At 43.8% G+C, this 16,396-nt stretch carries 19 protein-coding genes; 3 read left to right on the top strand and 16 right to left on the bottom strand.

Annotated features, from left to right (window positions below):
• Positions 1-5 precede the first annotated feature (5 nt).
• Positions 6-620, top strand: coding sequence for a hypothetical protein (locus B9Y81_RS03520; protein ID WP_085535631.1), 615 nt, complete (start codon positions 6-8; stop codon positions 618-620).
• Between the two features lie 103 nt (positions 621-723).
• Here B9Y81_RS03520 and B9Y81_RS03515 read toward each other — a convergent pair whose 3' ends face one another.
• The 15 genes from B9Y81_RS03515 to B9Y81_RS03445 form a co-directional block, all read right to left on the bottom strand.
• Positions 724-2,481 (bottom strand): hypothetical protein, encoded by a 1,758-nt coding sequence (locus tag B9Y81_RS03515; protein WP_085535630.1) that lies wholly within the window; start codon positions 2,479-2,481, stop codon positions 724-726.
• Positions 2,482-2,618: 137 nt separating this feature from the next.
• Positions 2,619-3,050 (bottom strand): TraQ conjugal transfer family protein, encoded by a 432-nt coding sequence (locus B9Y81_RS03510; protein WP_085535629.1) that lies wholly within the window; start codon positions 3,048-3,050, stop codon positions 2,619-2,621.
• 10 nt (positions 3,051-3,060) lie between these two features.
• Complete coding sequence (locus tag B9Y81_RS03505) at positions 3,061-3,645, bottom strand: conjugal transfer protein TraO (protein WP_085535628.1); 585 nt, start codon at positions 3,643-3,645, stop codon at positions 3,061-3,063.
• A gap of 1 nt (position 3,646) precedes the next feature.
• A complete protein-coding gene (traN, locus tag B9Y81_RS03500; RefSeq protein WP_085535627.1) occupies positions 3,647-4,567 on the bottom strand; it encodes a conjugative transposon protein TraN in 921 nt (306 codons plus the stop codon).
• Positions 4,568-4,591: 24 nt separating this feature from the next.
• The gene (traM, locus tag B9Y81_RS03495) at positions 4,592-5,854 is read right to left on the bottom strand and encodes a conjugative transposon protein TraM (RefSeq protein ID WP_245832402.1); all 1,263 of its coding nucleotides are present in this window, start codon (positions 5,852-5,854) and stop codon (positions 4,592-4,594) included.
• Between the two features lie 31 nt (positions 5,855-5,885).
• The gene (locus tag B9Y81_RS03490; RefSeq protein ID WP_085535625.1) at positions 5,886-6,182 is read right to left on the bottom strand and encodes a TraL conjugative transposon family protein; all 297 of its coding nucleotides are present in this window, start codon (positions 6,180-6,182) and stop codon (positions 5,886-5,888) included.
• Between the two features lie 12 nt (positions 6,183-6,194).
• Positions 6,195-6,818, bottom strand: a complete 624-nt coding sequence (gene traK / locus B9Y81_RS03485) for a conjugative transposon protein TraK (RefSeq protein WP_085535624.1) — start codon at positions 6,816-6,818, stop codon at positions 6,195-6,197.
• A 40-nt stretch (positions 6,819-6,858) separates the two neighbouring features.
• Positions 6,859-7,872: a conjugative transposon protein TraJ gene (gene traJ, locus B9Y81_RS03480; protein WP_085535623.1), complete on the bottom strand. Its 1,014-nt coding sequence runs from the start codon at positions 7,870-7,872 to the stop codon at positions 6,859-6,861.
• 18 nt (positions 7,873-7,890) lie between these two features.
• Positions 7,891-8,520 (bottom strand): DUF4141 domain-containing protein, encoded by a 630-nt coding sequence (locus B9Y81_RS03475; RefSeq protein WP_085535622.1) that lies wholly within the window; start codon positions 8,518-8,520, stop codon positions 7,891-7,893.
• Positions 8,521-8,535: 15 nt separating this feature from the next.
• A complete protein-coding gene (locus tag B9Y81_RS03470; protein ID WP_085535621.1) occupies positions 8,536-11,028 on the bottom strand; it encodes a TraG family conjugative transposon ATPase in 2,493 nt (830 codons plus the stop codon).
• Positions 11,025-11,348, bottom strand: a complete 324-nt coding sequence (locus tag B9Y81_RS03465; RefSeq protein ID WP_085535620.1) for a DUF4133 domain-containing protein — start codon at positions 11,346-11,348, stop codon at positions 11,025-11,027. Before B9Y81_RS03465 ends, B9Y81_RS03470 begins: the two co-directional genes overlap by 4 nt.
• 6 nt (positions 11,349-11,354) lie before the next feature.
• Positions 11,355-11,654, bottom strand: a complete 300-nt coding sequence (locus tag B9Y81_RS03460) for a DUF4134 domain-containing protein (RefSeq protein WP_085535619.1) — start codon at positions 11,652-11,654, stop codon at positions 11,355-11,357.
• Between the two features lie 133 nt (positions 11,655-11,787).
• A complete protein-coding gene (locus B9Y81_RS03455) occupies positions 11,788-12,429 on the bottom strand; it encodes a hypothetical protein (RefSeq protein WP_085535618.1) in 642 nt (213 codons plus the stop codon).
• The gene (locus tag B9Y81_RS03450) at positions 12,426-12,842 is read right to left on the bottom strand and encodes a DUF3408 domain-containing protein (protein ID WP_095996242.1); all 417 of its coding nucleotides are present in this window, start codon (positions 12,840-12,842) and stop codon (positions 12,426-12,428) included. The genes B9Y81_RS03455 and B9Y81_RS03450 overlap by 4 nt, the downstream gene beginning before the upstream one ends.
• The gene (locus B9Y81_RS03445; RefSeq protein WP_085535616.1) at positions 12,829-13,608 is read right to left on the bottom strand and encodes a ParA family protein; all 780 of its coding nucleotides are present in this window, start codon (positions 13,606-13,608) and stop codon (positions 12,829-12,831) included. Before B9Y81_RS03445 ends, B9Y81_RS03450 begins: the two co-directional genes overlap by 14 nt.
• A gap of 649 nt (positions 13,609-14,257) precedes the next feature.
• Here B9Y81_RS03445 and mobA point away from each other — a divergent pair.
• Positions 14,258-14,683, top strand: a complete 426-nt coding sequence (gene mobA / locus B9Y81_RS03435; RefSeq protein WP_085535614.1) for a conjugal transfer protein MobA — start codon at positions 14,258-14,260, stop codon at positions 14,681-14,683.
• Positions 14,668-15,894, top strand: coding sequence for a conjugal transfer protein MobB (gene mobB / locus B9Y81_RS03430; RefSeq protein ID WP_085535613.1), 1,227 nt, complete (start codon positions 14,668-14,670; stop codon positions 15,892-15,894). The genes mobA and mobB overlap by 16 nt, the downstream gene beginning before the upstream one ends.
• Here the strand turns inward: mobB and B9Y81_RS03425 are convergent.
• A complete protein-coding gene (locus B9Y81_RS03425; protein WP_217809490.1) occupies positions 15,889-16,365 on the bottom strand; it encodes a GNAT family N-acetyltransferase in 477 nt (158 codons plus the stop codon). The genes mobB and B9Y81_RS03425 overlap by 6 nt on opposite strands.
• Positions 16,366-16,396: the final 31 nt, after the last annotated feature.

The following is a 16,396-nucleotide window of genomic DNA, read 5'->3' as shown; positions in this document are numbered from 1 at the left end:
AAATCATGGACTACAAAAATCTATCGAAATTTGAAAAGTTGGCAGAATTTCAAACTGCCAACTTTTGGCGGGGCGAACGACATTTTGCTGCCGTTTACCTAAAGGCGGTATGGCTCAATGATAAAGCGGTAATGGACGAATACGAGCGGTTTGGCGACCGCCCGTATCAGTTTATCACCAACAAACGGGCGTATGACAGAGGTTTACTGTTTGGCTTTGACGGCAAGCAACTGGATGAACACGGATGGTTGCAACGTCCCGAATTTTTGGAACAGGAAGAAATTCCGTTTACCGTAAAGGACAAACCGTATTCCTCAAACTACCTGCAAATTGGGCGAGGTAAAAACGGCAAATGGACGTATTCGGTCAGTTGCTCAACAGGCAATGCAAGCAGTTCAAGCGGTTTGAGTATTTGGGGTAAAGTGATGGACAGCCGAAAGGATTGTTTAAAAGAGGGTTTAAAAGAAATGTTACTGCATCACCAACTCGCAGCCGAGCGACTGAAGGATGACACTTGCGGCAATTTCAACGCCAAATTTTCGTGTGAAATCGTTCGGCAAGTGAAAGATATGTTTGATGAACTGACGGGCAGAAAAGCAGTGCAATTGTCATTCTTTTGACCTTTAGAATTATTTATATGGGCGAGAAACCGCCCGCTACTTTCTTTCTTGACGTGAGCGGAAAAAGAAAGTAGCAAAGAAACCAGTTTAAATCGTTTTTGAATTACTTAAAGATATTCAATATCATCTGCTTAATTGTTCCATTCTCTAATTTTAGGCCTAATGGTTTCGACACATCTTGTCCCTCTATTAAATGCAAAGAGGTATTGTAAATTATTCCGAGCAGAAAATAAGTTTCAGGGATATGAACTCCAATTGTTTGAGCGAAATGAAGTTTATTTTTTGTTCCATTTACTTCTTCAATAAAGATTCGTTTATTTTCTTTGTCCGGGATATTATCGTAAACTAATTTCTCTATTTGTATTCTTACTCCAAAACATATCGCCAGAGGGTCGAAGGTATTATCTTCAAATAAATATCTTCTAATCTCGCGAGATATCTTTTTTAAAAACATTTCGGGCTTAGCCCAATCCATATTTAAACTAAGTGTTTTAAACTCATTTGTCAAATCGATTTGAGAAATATCTGGATGAAAGTGAAAAAAATAAGCATCAACATTATCCTGAATGCTTGGGTCTGCTCTCTTATATATCAGTTTAAGTATTTGCTGGTTAGACTTAACGTTGATGTCTTTTATGTAATTGACTTTGATTTTACTATCATTAAAGCAAAAATGATTAAAAAACAGAGGGTCTAAATGTGTCAATAAGATGGGAAATATTCTTTTCTTGCATCTTTTCATGTCATCAATGAAAGTGGAAATATAATATTGAAATGTTATCAAATTTGCGTCATCCATGTAATCGAATATTTCATCAATTATTAAAATGCAATCCTTTTTCTTGAAATTACGTCTTGATTTTAATAACAATGCTATGAATGTCAAAATGTCTCTTTGTCCATTAGAAATTTCGTGGGCCTTAGGCCAATAAACAATAAGGCTATTTCTTTCTTCTTTAGGTTTTATATCAAATCTATCTTTTACAGGATTAAAAGAATCTATAGTTTGAGTATAGTCGTCTTTCTCATCGAGGTAATAGAGATATTTGCAAGCCTTCTTGAAATTTGCACCTAAGTTATTTCTTATAGTTAATATTTGCCAAGTCGCTAGAAATAAATCGACATCATTTGTTATTTCCCTGAATCTAAATGAAGCGATAATATCAGAAAGTTTTTGATATTCATCTAGTGCTTGAATTGCAGGTAAAACATTTATCCTTATCCAGTTTTTTATATTATCTCCTGTTCCAGTTTGCTGGTTAATCTGTATAATAGTATTATTAAGTGTCGTTTGATAATTTCTGAGACTAAATCTTGTGAAATCTATCTCATTTTCGATTCTATGAAATAATGCTCCGCATCCAAAAATATTCGAAATATTATTTAGTATTTTATTCCCATTTGCTCCAAAGGATGTTTTAATAGAGCCAGAAGAATAATTAAAGCCAATCTTTGAAGGAATCGTTGGGACTAATACAGTTGGGACAATATCAAGTGAAGTTTTAGCAAAAGTCCTTCCTCCAAAAGACTGAACTTTGGACTTTGGCTCTGTTTGATTATTTATGACAAATACATCAAAATGATCTAATATAGTATTTTGAGTATCATCTGCAATAAGTGTTAACCCTGTACTTAATGTAAGTGAAAGAATAGGTCTGTGTGCTGCTGATTTTTTATGATGATTTTTCTCATCCAATTCTATTTTGTTACTCCTTAAAGAATCAAAAGCAACTGCAAATGAACTTTTCCCAAATCCATTAGGTGCTACCAATATATTAGGTTTATTTGGAACAAGGTCTAACCTAAATAGCTTATTTCTTATTCCTTTTACATTTGTAATTTCAATAGATTGAATTTGCATATTATATAGTTTAATAAATGCCACATTTTGCGTGCAAAGCTACAACTTAATTAATATATAGCGCAATTATCTTCCTGTTATTTAGCAGGAAAGCCCCCGACAAATGCCGAGGGCTTTCCAAAACCAAACTCAAAATTCTATTTCAGCCCCTCATCCGTCCGCTTACCCGTAAACGTAAGCGTATATTCCATCCGTTTCCCGAAGTTATCTTCAAACACAAAATCCAATTGGGCTTGTTCTTCCGCCATGTTGGTATAAATCAGCACAAAATCATCGGAAGCGATGGGCTGAAAGCGGTTCATCGGGATGGATTTTCCTTTGCTGTCTGTCAGCGTTCCCGTTCCCTCACTTTGGAAGTACCGGAATTTATACGCCGTTCCTTCGTAATGCCCTTCTCGGACAATCGAAAACTCTAAGGCAACTGTTTCGCCCTTTTGCAGCGACTTCGGAAGCGGCAACGTTTCAACAGAAAATCTGTAATCCTGCTTAATATCCAAATCGTCGCTACAGGCACAGACTATTGCCGACAGCAATAGCGTGTATAAAATGGTTGATGCAAATCGTTTCATATTCGTTGTTTTAATTGATGATAAACTTAATTCCCACGCCGATTTGCGTGTTGAACTTTCCGACCGTTGAACCCCACAGTATCCGTTCCCGGACGTTGAACATGAGTGCGGCAAAATCCGTCAGGTAGATTTCCGTTTCGAGCGTCAGCGCACCGCCGTAGATGAACGCATCAGCGTTTTGGATGGTCGCCCCGTCGGGCAGCAACTTATCGTTCCAGTTGATGGTTTCGTAACCCGCCATGCCCGACACACCGAGCGACAGAAAGAACGTTTTACTACCATCCGACAGAAAGTTCAGGTAGTAGCCACCTTCGCCCGTAATTTGCGCCAACGGCAATCGCAAGTCGTTGTACAAATACTGCTTTTGCAGGTATTCGCCACCAAATAGCCAGTGATGCCCTTGCTTGGTATAGGACGACATCGCCGCGCCGAAATGGAAGCCAAAACCGTCGCTTTTGGTATCGAAGTTGAATCCATTGACTGTTCCGCCAGTGAGTTGAATGCCCTTTTGCGAGGGCAAACGGCGTTGTGCCTGCGCTTGGTTTTGAACAACCAGGCACAGCATCAACGCAAGTAAAAATGTTACTTTTTTCATCTTACTTCACTTTTAGTTCGTTAATCACTTCGGCACGTATCAAATCGCTGTTTTCGATAATGAAGGTCTGATGCCGCCCGCCGTTCTTTTCAAAGAGTTCCACCACCAGTTGCTTGCCGTCGGGAATCGTAAACTTATCCATTGCAAACACGCTGCGTTCCGAACGTTTACCCAACACCTGCGTTACGTTGTGGTAGGCGCGGACTGGATAAATGACTGTTTCCTGAATGGCAGTACGCTTGGCAACCTTTTTATCGACGATTTTCCAACGGATAAAATCAATGTCAAACGGCACGTTCGAGGCGTTCTTAGTTTGCGTATGGAAATACATTAATCCGTTGTGCGTATAAATTCCTTTCAAAAAATACTGGATACCGAAGCGTTTGCAGCCTATGTGCTTTACCTTACGCTTATCGCTTTGGTAGATGGATTTCATGATAATTTGCACGACTTTGGGCGATTCGTTACCCAATTCTTTCAGGTAAATTTCTAAAGAATTGTTCGGGCGGTTCACTGCTTCGCCATCGTGCATAAAATCTTTCATTTCGACATTCAACTTTTCGGGTTCGTCGGCATACCGAACGTTGAAGGCATAAAAACTGCCTTCGTCGGTGATGACTGAAAAGTTGGTTTCCGTTTCAAAGTTTTTCACGGCGGCTTTTACACGGACAACGTTTTCCGAGCCGTCCGCTTTTCCTGCGATGATGTTGGTTGAACCCAAATCCACATAGCGCACGTTGGCGGGAAAAATAATGTGGACGGTTTTATCGAACGTAACTTCTAAGCCATACGGCGGAATCATTCTGTCATACGTGATTTTACGGGTAAACCCGTCGTAGAAGTCGCCCGAAGACGGTTTGTTTTGTGCGTTTGCTGTACATGCAATTACCACGAAGGCAATCATTAAAAAATACTGTTTCATTACTTTTGGATTTTAGTGGTTTATTTATTTTTCGTTAGGTAACAGAAAAACTCTGTACCCTGCTTTGAGATTGACTTTTACTTCTCTTAATTTTTTGGAAACGAACTGCGAGGTTCCCTGAATCAGTCCACGCCCCAAGTCGGCAGCCAACTGCTGACCCGCATCGCTTGTCAGGCTGATGCTCGTTCCGGCACTCGCGCCCATGTTGGCAACAATTTCCTTGGCAGCGTTGACTTCGGCAGTATTCGGAATGAAAACACCTTGCTGTCCATCGGTATCATACACCATGATTTGCACGGAAATAATCGAACCCTCGTATTCCAATGAATTGATAATAACATCAAGCCGTTCGCCTTGGATTTTGCCCATTCCTGTAATCAGGGTATTTCGTGGAATAAGGATATTGCCCGCTTTCATGGGTTCGAGCAAACGAAGGCGGACGCTCTGTCCGTTCAAAATCGTTTGTTCATCGTGTACACAAGCGGTAATGGTATTCTTGGCTTCCGCTTGCTTTTCAGCAGTCGCCGTTAAAAATCCCATATTTCGGGGCTGACTGAACGCCTTTACAATGTCGGCACTACTCATATCCTGTTGTAATGCCGACACCGTGCGTTCCGTTACTTGCGACACGGGAACCACCTGCGTTTTACCTGATGCGTTGCGCGAATTGGTTTGTCCGGACGAAGCAGGTTGTCCGTTGGCTTCCATTGATTGTCCCTGCATTTGCGGCATGTACTTCGCTGCAATTTGGTAAGATTTTTCCATCAACGCCATTTGTTCGTCCACCGAGTTTTTCTTGCTTTCACTTTCAGCCATTTTTGCCTTAATTTCTTCCAGTTCCTTTACCAAGCGTTCCTTTTCAGGGTCGTCTTTCGGACTTTCGTAGAAATTTCCAAGCGTTCGATTAATGTCCTTATAGGCGGAAACGGAAGTTTGAATGGACGATGGTCGTTGCTTTTGCGACGTGTAGCCACCCGATTTTTGTGCAGTTGGTTCGTTATCCATTAACACCAAATCGCTTGACGGTTTTTCTTTTTCACCGCCCAACATGTCGGCAAAATCCTGTAACGAACGCATTTTCTCGTTCTTTTTTTGGTTCATCCTTTCGTCTTCGTAGGCGCTTTCTTTATCGCCGATAATGCCTTCTTCCTTGGGCATTGGGATATTGGCATTAAAGCCTTGCGTGGCTTCCGTCTTCGCTTTTTCATCCGCCGACGGGGCGAAAATCAGCCACAGGCAAGCCCCGAAAATCACGACCATCAAAGCGAAGATGGCGTACTTCTTCATCTTCTGCTTTTGTTCGGGCGTAAGCGTTTGCTTACTGTCCGTTTGATTGTTCTCGCTCATACTTTTGCTGTTTTAAATGGTTAATACTGTCGTTGGAATATTGCAGTTCCAATCGTTTCATGTGCTCAATTTCCAAATACTTTTGCTCTGCATCGCGCTTGCCGATGTTGTAAATGGAACTGACGGTCATGTAAATGGACAGGCTGCCGAAGATGACGCAAAACGCCAAAATGGTTATCAGCCGCCGTTCAGGCGACATTCCGCCGCATACACGGCGAAGCCCGTCTTCTATCCAATCCCTAAATCTGTTTACTTGTTTCTTTATCATACATTGTAAATTTTAGCGGTCAATGACTCGTAAATCCCTGTTTTCAACGATTTCAAAGGCTTCCATGATAAAGCCGTGCGGGTTGTTATCACTTCGTACCGAGTTAATAAGATTACAACGCGTTACTAAACTTCGCTCGGTGATATTGCTTTCACGGATTATCATTTGCCTTGCATACGTAGCCACTTTGTACGGGTACGAATCAAAATTGCACTGCACACTATCCACGGCAATGGTTTGATTGATATTCCCACTGATTATGCGGTTGTAGTAACCTTTTTCCGTCAGGTCTTTGTAGTAGCCGAAAGCACTTTTATCAACCAAAAACAGGGCGCGTTTGATATTGCTTTCGATGGCATTCTTATCTGGCGACAGCGTGAAAAAGAGTTCGTGGAAACGCTTGATGTGTTCGCGAGCTTCCACAGGTCTGTTTTGTGACAAGTCCTGCGAAAGTGCGAGCATCAACGATTTCCCGCCATCCAGTACGTAGATTTTCTGCCGCTGTGCTTCGGCGAAACTGTACGAGTTCCAAAGGGCATACCCGACAATTCCCGCGCACAGGCAGACAAACACGATTCCGAAGAACCGTATTTGTTTGAAGGATGTTTCGATGTTTTTTAATGATTTAAATTCCATACATTTTCTGTTTTATGAATAAATAATTGCCAGCGGTGGCTCACCGCCCCATTAATTTTCCTGATATGTTTCCCGTAACCGAACCTGCCGCAGCCCCCGCAGCACCGCCCGCTTTCATGGCAGCAGCGTTGACGTTGCGCCCGTAGTTACCCATTCCGCCCGCCGAAATAATCCAATTCGATACCGTCGGAATCGTGAAGTAGCCGACAATGCCAATCAGCATAAAGATGATATACACCGTATTGGATGAATCAATGGAAAAGTTGGGGTTGTTCTGCAATTCGGAAATATCGTTTTGCAGCATGAGGACTTGGATTTTTGCCAGTATGCAACTGAACAAATCCGATACGGGTAGCCACAGATACACGCTGATGTAGCGCGTTATCCATTGTGTCATGGTCGATTGAAAGCCATCATAGACGCTTATCGCAAAGGCGAGCGGGCCAAGAATGGCTAAGACAATCAGGAAGAACGTTCGTATCGTGTCGATGACTAATGCGGCGGCTTGAAACAGTATTTCTAAAAGTTCCCTGAACCAGTCGCGGATGGACTTTTTCAGGCTATACATCCCGCGCTCGACATACATTCCCGTCACTACCATTAAGTCAGAAGGCGACCATCCGAGTTCGTCCAGTTGGCGGTCAAATTCTTCATTGCTGACGAGATAAGCAGTTTCAGGGTTGCGCATCATGGCTTCATATTCCAGTTGGTCTTTTTGGCGGCGATACTCGTTCATATCAAATGTTTGCGTTTGCAACATTTGGTTACAGCCTTTTACAACGGGCGACATCACGGTATTAATCGTTCCCAACACAAAAGTTGGGAAGAACATAATACAAAGCCCGATTGCAAACGGTCGTAAGAGCGGATAGACATCAATAGGTTCGGCGCGGGATAACGATTGCCACACACGGGTGGCAACGTAGAACAACGCACCCAATCCCGCAATCCCTTTGGCTACCCCCGCCATGTTACCGCACAGGGGCATCATTTCGGTGTAGAGGTTTCGCAGAATTTGGTGCAGGTTGTCGAAATCAACGGCTAATAGTACCATAATGAGTTGATTTTAGGGTTACCAATAGCGTTCGTCAGCCGTTCCGTACAAGGACATCACTCGGTCAGTATCACCCTTCTTTTGCGCTCGCAGGTAAGAAATGGAAATATTCTTACGAGTATAGTAGGATACGAGATTGCGATGTTGCACCAGTCGGTCATGCACGTAGTTAATGATGTCCATGCGCTCGGCATCGGTCATCGAAAGTCCGTTGACGTTAACCACGTCTTTGAGTTCCAAAATCATATCCGCGCTTTGTTGCAGCAACTTCGTATAGCCGAAGGCAATCGCCGTCAATTCTTCGATGCGGAAGTTCGGGTCAGCCATCATCTTTTGAAAATTATTGACGTAGATGTCGGAAATTTCGCCGACCATGAGAATGGTATTTCTCACTTTCTTGGCATCCTGTAATAAATTGTGTACGGCTTTCAACTTGTCATAATACTCTTTACCTTGGTCATAGACCTTTTTCACTTCCTGAAAATTTTTAATCATGTTGGCAGCCGTCGATGACGTTTGAACAATCTGATTAGCAGTATTTACGATACTGGTGGCAATGTTTGCAGGGTCGGTAACGACAAACTGCGCTTTGCTTGAAAGGCTGCATACGGTAAGTAGTACAGCCAAAAGAAAAAATTTAGTTTTCATTTTTTTGAATTTAAATTATTGATTACTTCGTTTACTTTCGGCGAGTTGCTTAATCGCCAGTTCAATGTTTCCGTCCAACTTTTCAGCAAGGCGGAACAGTTCCAGTTTTTCAGTTTCTTCGGTTGTGTACGTGTAATACTCTTCCAAACTCACTTCTGTCGCATACACAGCGGATTGCACGCCGCCCAAACCAATCCAGACTTCCTTATACCTTCGTGATGGGTTGTTCGCCATGTTGATGGAAAGTACCTGCGATTTTTCCTTTTCGGTCAATCCCAGCAAGGCTTGAATTGAATCAAACTTATTCATGTACTTACGTTGGTCGAGCAGGATTTTACAGTCGGAATTGTTTATGATACTTTCCTTCACGATGGGCGAAGCGATGATGTCATCGACTTCCTGCGTTACCACAATGGCTTCACCGAAGAATTTTCGGACGGTTTTAAACAGATACTTTATGTATTCTGCCATACCTTCTTTTGCAATCGCTTTCCACGCTTCTTCAATCAGTATCATCTTTCTGATACCCTTTAGTTTGCGCATCTTGGAAATGAAGGTTTCCATGATGATAATCGTAACTATCGGGAACAGGATTTTGTGGTCTTTGATATTGTCCAACTCGAATACTATGAAGCGTTTAGAAAGCAAATCCAACTGTTTATCCGAGTTCAGCAGGTAGTCGTATTCGCCGCCTTTGTAGTACGGTTCGAGGACGTTCAGAAAGTTCGCCACATCAAAATCTTTCTCGCGTACCTGTTTGGCAGCAAGGATTTCGCGGTACTCACCACCGACAAATTCGTAGAAGGTATTAAAGGACGGAATGATGTTATCCAATCGGTCGATGTACAGGCTTACGGCATTTGATAAAGCGACTTCTTCGGCGCGTGTGGGCGGTTCGTTGTCCCGCTTCCATAGGGTTAATATCAATGTCTTGATACTTTCCCTTTTCTCAATATCAAACTGCCCATCGTCCGTATAAAATGGATTAAAAGCAATTGGATTTTCTTCGGTGTAGGTGAAGTAAACCCCATCCGCACCGTTGGTTTTGCGGTTTATCATCTCGCACAAACCTAAGTACGAGTTACCCGTATCAACCAACAGCACATGCGTTCCCTGTTCGTAGTATTGCCGCACCATGTGGTTGGTAAAAAAGGATTTTCCCGAACCCGAAGGACCCAAGATAAACTTGTTGCGGTTCGTGATAATCCCGCGCTTCATCGGCAAGTCCGATATATCCACGTGCAGTGGTTTTCCCGTCAGGCGGTCAACCATCTTGATTCCGAACGGCGAAGGCGAACTTTTATAGTTCGTTTCTTCCGTAAAGAAGCACAAGGCTTGTTCGATAAAGGTGTGGAACGATTCTTCCGAAGGAAAATCGCCTTGGTTGCCCGGAATGCCAGCCCAAAACAAAGTCGGCGTATCCACGGTGTTGTGGCGCGGCTTGCATTCCATAATGGCGAGTTGCGAACCGACATCATTTTTAATGCGCTTCAATTCTTCGGCATCGTCCGACCACGCCATCACGTTGCAATGGCAGCGTACCGAAGTCAGCCCAAAACTATGGGCTTCGTTCAGGTACTTTTCAATCCATTCTTTATTGATTTGGTTGCCGCGCGAATAGCGGGATAGCGAGTGCATGTTACGCGCCATCTTCTCAAACTTGCGCAGGCTTTCGGCGGAATCGTCAATGAAAATCCACTGGTTGTAAATGTGATTACACGACAATAAAACACCAACAGGCGAAGCAAAACTCAATCTACAATCGCTTCTATCGGTCGATAGTTTTTCATACCGTCCATCGGTTCTAACGTTGGAAGGCAAATCTTCGGCATCCGAAAGCGTGTGCAGGCACATGATGTTATCACCGATTTTCATGTCGGCGGCAGACAGGGATATATCCTGTAAACAGGTGGTGTCTTCCTGCGAGAGTGCTAAGTATTTTTCAATGATACCTGCATTTTCGGGTGTGCCAACAATTTCGTCGTTTGTGAGTCTTACCAATTTGATGAAGCCACTATCGTTGACGATGCGTTCAAACTGTCCGACGGATTCCAAGAATTTCAATGCCGTTTCCTTATCCTGAATTTCCTTGGGAACAATAAAGCCGCGGCAAAGCGTCGAAAAATTGCTTTGCCGGCGGCTGCGTTCCTTCGTGGTTTTCGTCAGGAACAGGTAACAGGTGTGATTCAGGTAGGGGCGTTCGTTGAAGTGGCGTTCAAAACTTCGGCTTAGAAAACTAAGGTCGTCTTTTTGAATTTCGGGAACGTAGTTTTCCTTGATAAACCAATCCTGTTTGTACACGATACTAAAGTTCGGCAATACCTTCACCGCCTTTGTCCATGCGGAATGTATCGCTTCGTATTCGACACTTGTTACCGTGAAGAGTTCGGGCAGTTCCACTTTGAACGCGACGGTGATGTCGGCATCCTTTGAAATGATACAGTCCTGTTCCACCGATAGCAGCGGAAACTTGCTTTCGAGCGTAACGGCTTTTAATGTATTCCTCATGCGTTTTTCTTTTTACGGGTGAATAATCGTTGGATAGCCCTGCGGTTGATAAGGTATTTGGGGTGTGAGCGGCGGGCTTGTACTTTCATCAGGCCGTGTTCGCCGTATTTGGCATTCAGTGAGAAGGTCAGCCATACCAAGACTGATGCTGCGCTCACGCCAAAGCCGATGCAAACCCATTGGCCGATACCCGCCATGTACATCACCACAAACACCACGAAAACAGCCAAAAGTCCGCCTGCAAAAATGAACAGGTATTGTGACTTCAAGCCCTTAAATTCCGCAGGTTTGCCTATCCCTTTGTTGATTGGATAGTCCATGACCGCTTACAAAAAGAAGGAACGAAGGATAGTTGCCGATACAATCAGGAAGATACACGCGCCGAACCACGAGGCGGCGGTTTTGCTTGTATCAGGGTCGCCACTCGAAAACTTCGAGTACACTTTTACCCCGCCAATCAAACCGACCACCGCACCAATGGCATATATCAATTTGGTGGCAGGGTCGAAATACGAGGTTACCATACTGGTGGCTTCGGTGATTCCCGCTGAGCCGTTGCCTTGCGCGAATGCGCCGAGAGCAGCCAACATAAGGGCTGCCGAAAGAAATAATCTCTTTTTTGTCATAATGATTCTTGAAATGTGCCGTGAAAGTTGGATGGGCTTTCACGGCGGGTTAATACTGTTTACTTTGGATTTTAGTGGTAGCCCGCTGCGCTAACCGTAATCTTTTTGTTTCATCTTTCTTGTTTTTAAAAATTCAACTTAAAAAATCAGCGATGTTGAAATCGCTCGTATCTTCAATCCTATTTTCTTCATCCGTCAGTTCGATGCTCTGCACGTGCAGGCTTATCAAACTCTTTATCCGCAAGGCTTTTTCGGGACTGACGGCGGCGAGTTGTTCAACGCATTCCGTATGTTCCAGTCGGTACAGCACTTCGGCTGCCTCTGCCTCATTTTCGCTTTCGGGTTGGCTGACCGCTTCAACCGCCAAGTCCATTTCTTCATACGAAAATCCCGCTGCCAGTTCCGCTTCGCTTCCCAAGGTTTGCCGAAGTTCTTCGGCTTCCTCGTTGGTATCGACATCCTCATTTCCGGGTTCTTCGCTTTCATTTTCGTATTCCGCAGGAACATCAATTTCCATTGGTTCCGATGCGTTTTCCTCTGCAAAAGTATCGGCTTTTTCTTCCGAATTATCAGATTTTGAAGCAGTGGCAGGGGTTGGCGGTGGTTGGCTTCGATAACCGAGGACAACACGGCTTTGACCGACAATACTTGTTTCGTCATTCCGTTTTTTCGGAATGTTTTCGTTGCTTTTCGGCAGTTCCGTTTTCTTCGGAAACGCCAATCGGTACAGGAAGTACAGCGCAACGACAATGGCTAACATGGCAAAGAGTTTCATTCGATTAAGTCCTTTCTATCACGTTTGTATAGGTCGTTTATCTCATCCTTATTGGCTTCCAAGTGTTGCAGCAGCACGTTGTCAATGTAGCCGCCGACAGTAATATCCTTATCGGCAATCACCCGAACGATTTCCGTAATGGTCGCATGGATGCGCTGGCTGATATATACGCATTGCCGCGTTTTGATTTCGTTCTTTTGCAAGAAGGTCGAAGTGTAGTCAACCGCATTGTTCCGCTTGCGCTTGGCGGTTTCTTTTGGTTTTTCGAGAACAGGCTCGGCTTCGGCTTCCTGTACTTGTATTTCCTCTTTTACAGGTTTTACCCGTTCCGCCTTTTGCGGTTCTTTTTCCTTGATGGACGAAAGCAATAGCGATTCGTCGATTTCCCCGATGTCCCTTTTATTCGTTGCCATTGTTATTCAGGTTTATGGTTTGACAAATTTCTTCGGCGAGTTCTTCAATGTTGCTGCCTTTTAGCAAAGCCTTATCAACAGGGAAAAGCGTGGAACGAAATACAGTTTTTCGTTCGTCCGATACTTCCTTGCGGAAGCGTTTACTATCGGGTAGTAGCGTTTTGAGCATTGGCAAGCCCAATTCGCCAATGGCTTTTTCGTAGGCTTTGTACAGCGAAGTCTTTTCGCGCCCATCCACCATATTCCAAAAGAGGTATAAACCCTTGATGTTCCCTTTTTTCGGGGTAATCAGGTTGTCGGTCAGCATCACCGCATATTGCAGCGTACTTTCCAGTACCACACGGTCGGCGCTCACGGGGGCGAAAATGTAATCCATCGAAACGAGGGTTTTAATAACCCCGCCGCTGTTGAGCGTTCCGGGCAGGTCAAAGAAAATCACATCAAAATACTTGTCGGAATTATCCATCATGCTTTGGGCTTCCTCAATCGCCTTGTCGGAAGAAGTTTCCTTCACGGAATAGGCTTTAATGCCGAGCGTCGAAAACTGACGGTATGCCAAGCGTTTGAAGTAGTCATCCTGCATCACCAGTTCGGTATCGCGCTTGCGCATTTCGCCGATGCTATGCTGCGGGTAATCGCAGTCGATTACGCCCACATGCAACCCCTTTACATAGTGCAGATGGCTTGCCATTAGCACCGTTAAGGCTGTTTTTCCCATCCCGCCTTTTTGCGTGGAAAAGGCTACGAATACTGTTTCTTTCTTCATTTCATTGAATTTTTACGTGAATAATTATTTGTTGATTTATGACTGTAAGTCCTTATTTTGATGATGATTTACTGGTTTCCTGAAATACTTACATACGACGATACGACAGCACGTCAGTACGACAATACTGATTTGAACCAGTACGACAATGCTTGTTGACGTTTGTACTTCTGCAATTTTGCGAAGTGTTGCTTCATTGAATATTCCTTTCAATCCTGATTTATGTCGTTGAAACTTCATGTATTTATAGAATTACATCTTTGATTTTTCTGCAAAAGAACGACGAAAAGCAGGCGTATTTTTCACTTTTTCGACAGGTGGCACTGGTTGGCGTCGATTTGGCACTGGTTGGCGTTCAGCGATATAGAGTACGTCTGAAATCCGCCCCGTAACTTTGCAGCATCGTTTAGAAAAGTCAATATGCCAACTTCAAAAGTCAATCTCGCTAACATCGAATCCGTCCCGCAGGGCGGATTTTATTTGCATCGGCAAATGGCAAGTTGTGTTTTGAGTGCCTCAAAACCGTTTTCCGTACCTGAAAACGACTTGCCCCTTGCGGGGGAAAACGCTTCCGAAGTCAGCGTTTTTTGGAAAGATTTTCGAGTGTATTGGCTTGCAGCTATGATGTACCACTAAAATCCATTTTGTTATGAAAGCAGAAAAGAAAAATCCTAAAGGCGGTCGTAAACCCAAGACCGACCCGTGCAGCCATCGGTATGCGTTCAACCTGAACGATGCCGACAACGCGCAGTTCCTGTCCCTGTTCGATGCGTCGGGGATGAAAAACAAGGCGCACTTTATCACCGCTTGCATCTTTGACAAGCCCGTTTCGGTCGTTAAAATCGACAAGGCGGCGATGGATTACTACATGCGGTTGACAACTTTTCATTCGCAGTTCCGCGCCATTGGTGTAAACTATAATCAGATTACGAAGGCAATCAAAACCACTTTTACCGAGAAAAAAGCCCTTGCGTTTCTCTTTAAACTGGAAAAAGCAACGATGGAATTGGTCGCCATCAACAAGCAAATTGTGCAACTCACGGAAGAATTTGAAAAGAAATGGTTGCAAAAATGAGTTCGAGCAATACGCTTTACGGTGCGCTTTCGTACAACCAAACCAAGGTGGACGATGACCATGCGAAGGTACTTTTGACCAATCGAATGATTGAACCGAAGGACGGCGTGTATGATATTCTTGTGTGTATGCGCTCGTTCGAGCCGTACTTATTGGCAAATAATAAGACGGAAAAACCCGTGTTGCACGTGTCCATTAATCCCGACCCGAAAGACAAATTGAGTGACGAGCAGTTATCCGACATTGCTCAAAAATACATGGACAAAATGGGTTACGGCGACCAACCGTTTATCGTGTATAAGCACGAGGACATCGAGCGGCAACACATTCATGTGGTTTCGTTGCGGGTGGATGAAACAGGAAAGAAGATTAACGATAAGTTTGAGCATCGGCGTTCGATGGATGCCTGCCGTGAGTTGGAACAGCAGTACGGTTTACATCCTGCGGATAAAAAGTTGCGGCAGGAAGGCGCACCATTAAAAGCCGTCAACTACGGCGACGGCGATGTAAAACGGCAAATTGGCAATGTTGTCCGTCCCGCTTCACAATCCTACCATTTTCAGAGTTTAAAGGAATACAAGGCGTTGCTTGCTTTCTACCATATTAATATGGAAGAGGTGCGAGGCGAAGCCAACGGCAAACCGTATCGCGGCTTGGTATATTCCGCCATGAATGACAAGCGCGAGAAAGTCGGACATCCGTTCAAATCTTCCTTATTTGGAAAAACGGTTGGCGTGGATGCGTTGGAAAAACGGATTGAAAAATCTACGGAAATTATCAAGGACAAGGGGCTGAAAGAGCGAAGCAAGAAGGTAATCGCTTCGGTCATGAAGTCCCATCCCGACCGTGCGGGCTTTGAAAAGGAATTGGCAAAGAACGGTATCGGCGTTCTGTTCCGCGAGAACGAGCAGGGACGAATTTATGGTACAACGTTTATTGACCACGAGCAGAAAACCGTGTTTAATGGTTCGCGTTTGGGTAAAGAATTTTCGGCAAACATGTTCAATGATTTATTCAGCGGGAAGCAACAAGAGCCGAAGGAACAGCAGGACAAAGGGCAATCGTTCGAGCCGTTCGATAGGAAGCAAGAAGATGATTCGGTGGCAGGTGGGTTATTCAGCCTGTTGACACCCGAAACAAATGGTACAGACTACCAAGAAGAAGCCTTTGCCCGACGGATGAAAAAGAAAAAGAGAACAAGAAAATTATAAATACAAAATGAGTGTGCTATTATCAGGTATATCATCAACAGGTTTAAATCCCGTGCGCAAATACAGGTTTCGCGCAGAATTTCCCATTTCGACGCTTAGGCTAATAGCAGGAATGGATAATGATTTCGCTTTGTTTATGGCTGTTTTTATAAGTTCTGTCCCTATTCCCAAACCACGATGGTTTGGTAACATGCAGATACTTAGTTCGGGAATATTTTCGGCAATAAATCCATATCCGGGATTATCCGAGGGGAAGTATTTCAACCATACAACCCCAAAAGGTTTTCCATGCCTTTCGGCGACAAAACCGAAGTCAGAATTTTCTAACCAAGTATTGAAATAATGGGCAAAATGCGGATTTTCGTCTATCTCTTTTCGAGAAAAACGATTCCCGTTCCAATTCAGGTTGTAATAAGTCGCATCCCTCAATAGTTCGCTGTCGGATGATTTTAACGGCCTTATAATAAGCATTAATCAATTAAATTTTAAGCGAAAGCAAAGT

This window comes from Massilibacteroides vaginae (assembly GCF_900178525.1).
Lineage (GTDB): Bacteria > Bacteroidota > Bacteroidia > Bacteroidales > Tannerellaceae > Massilibacteroides > Massilibacteroides vaginae.
Note: the sequence above shows the minus strand (reverse complement) of the source record. Positions and strands in the feature narration are given on the sequence as shown.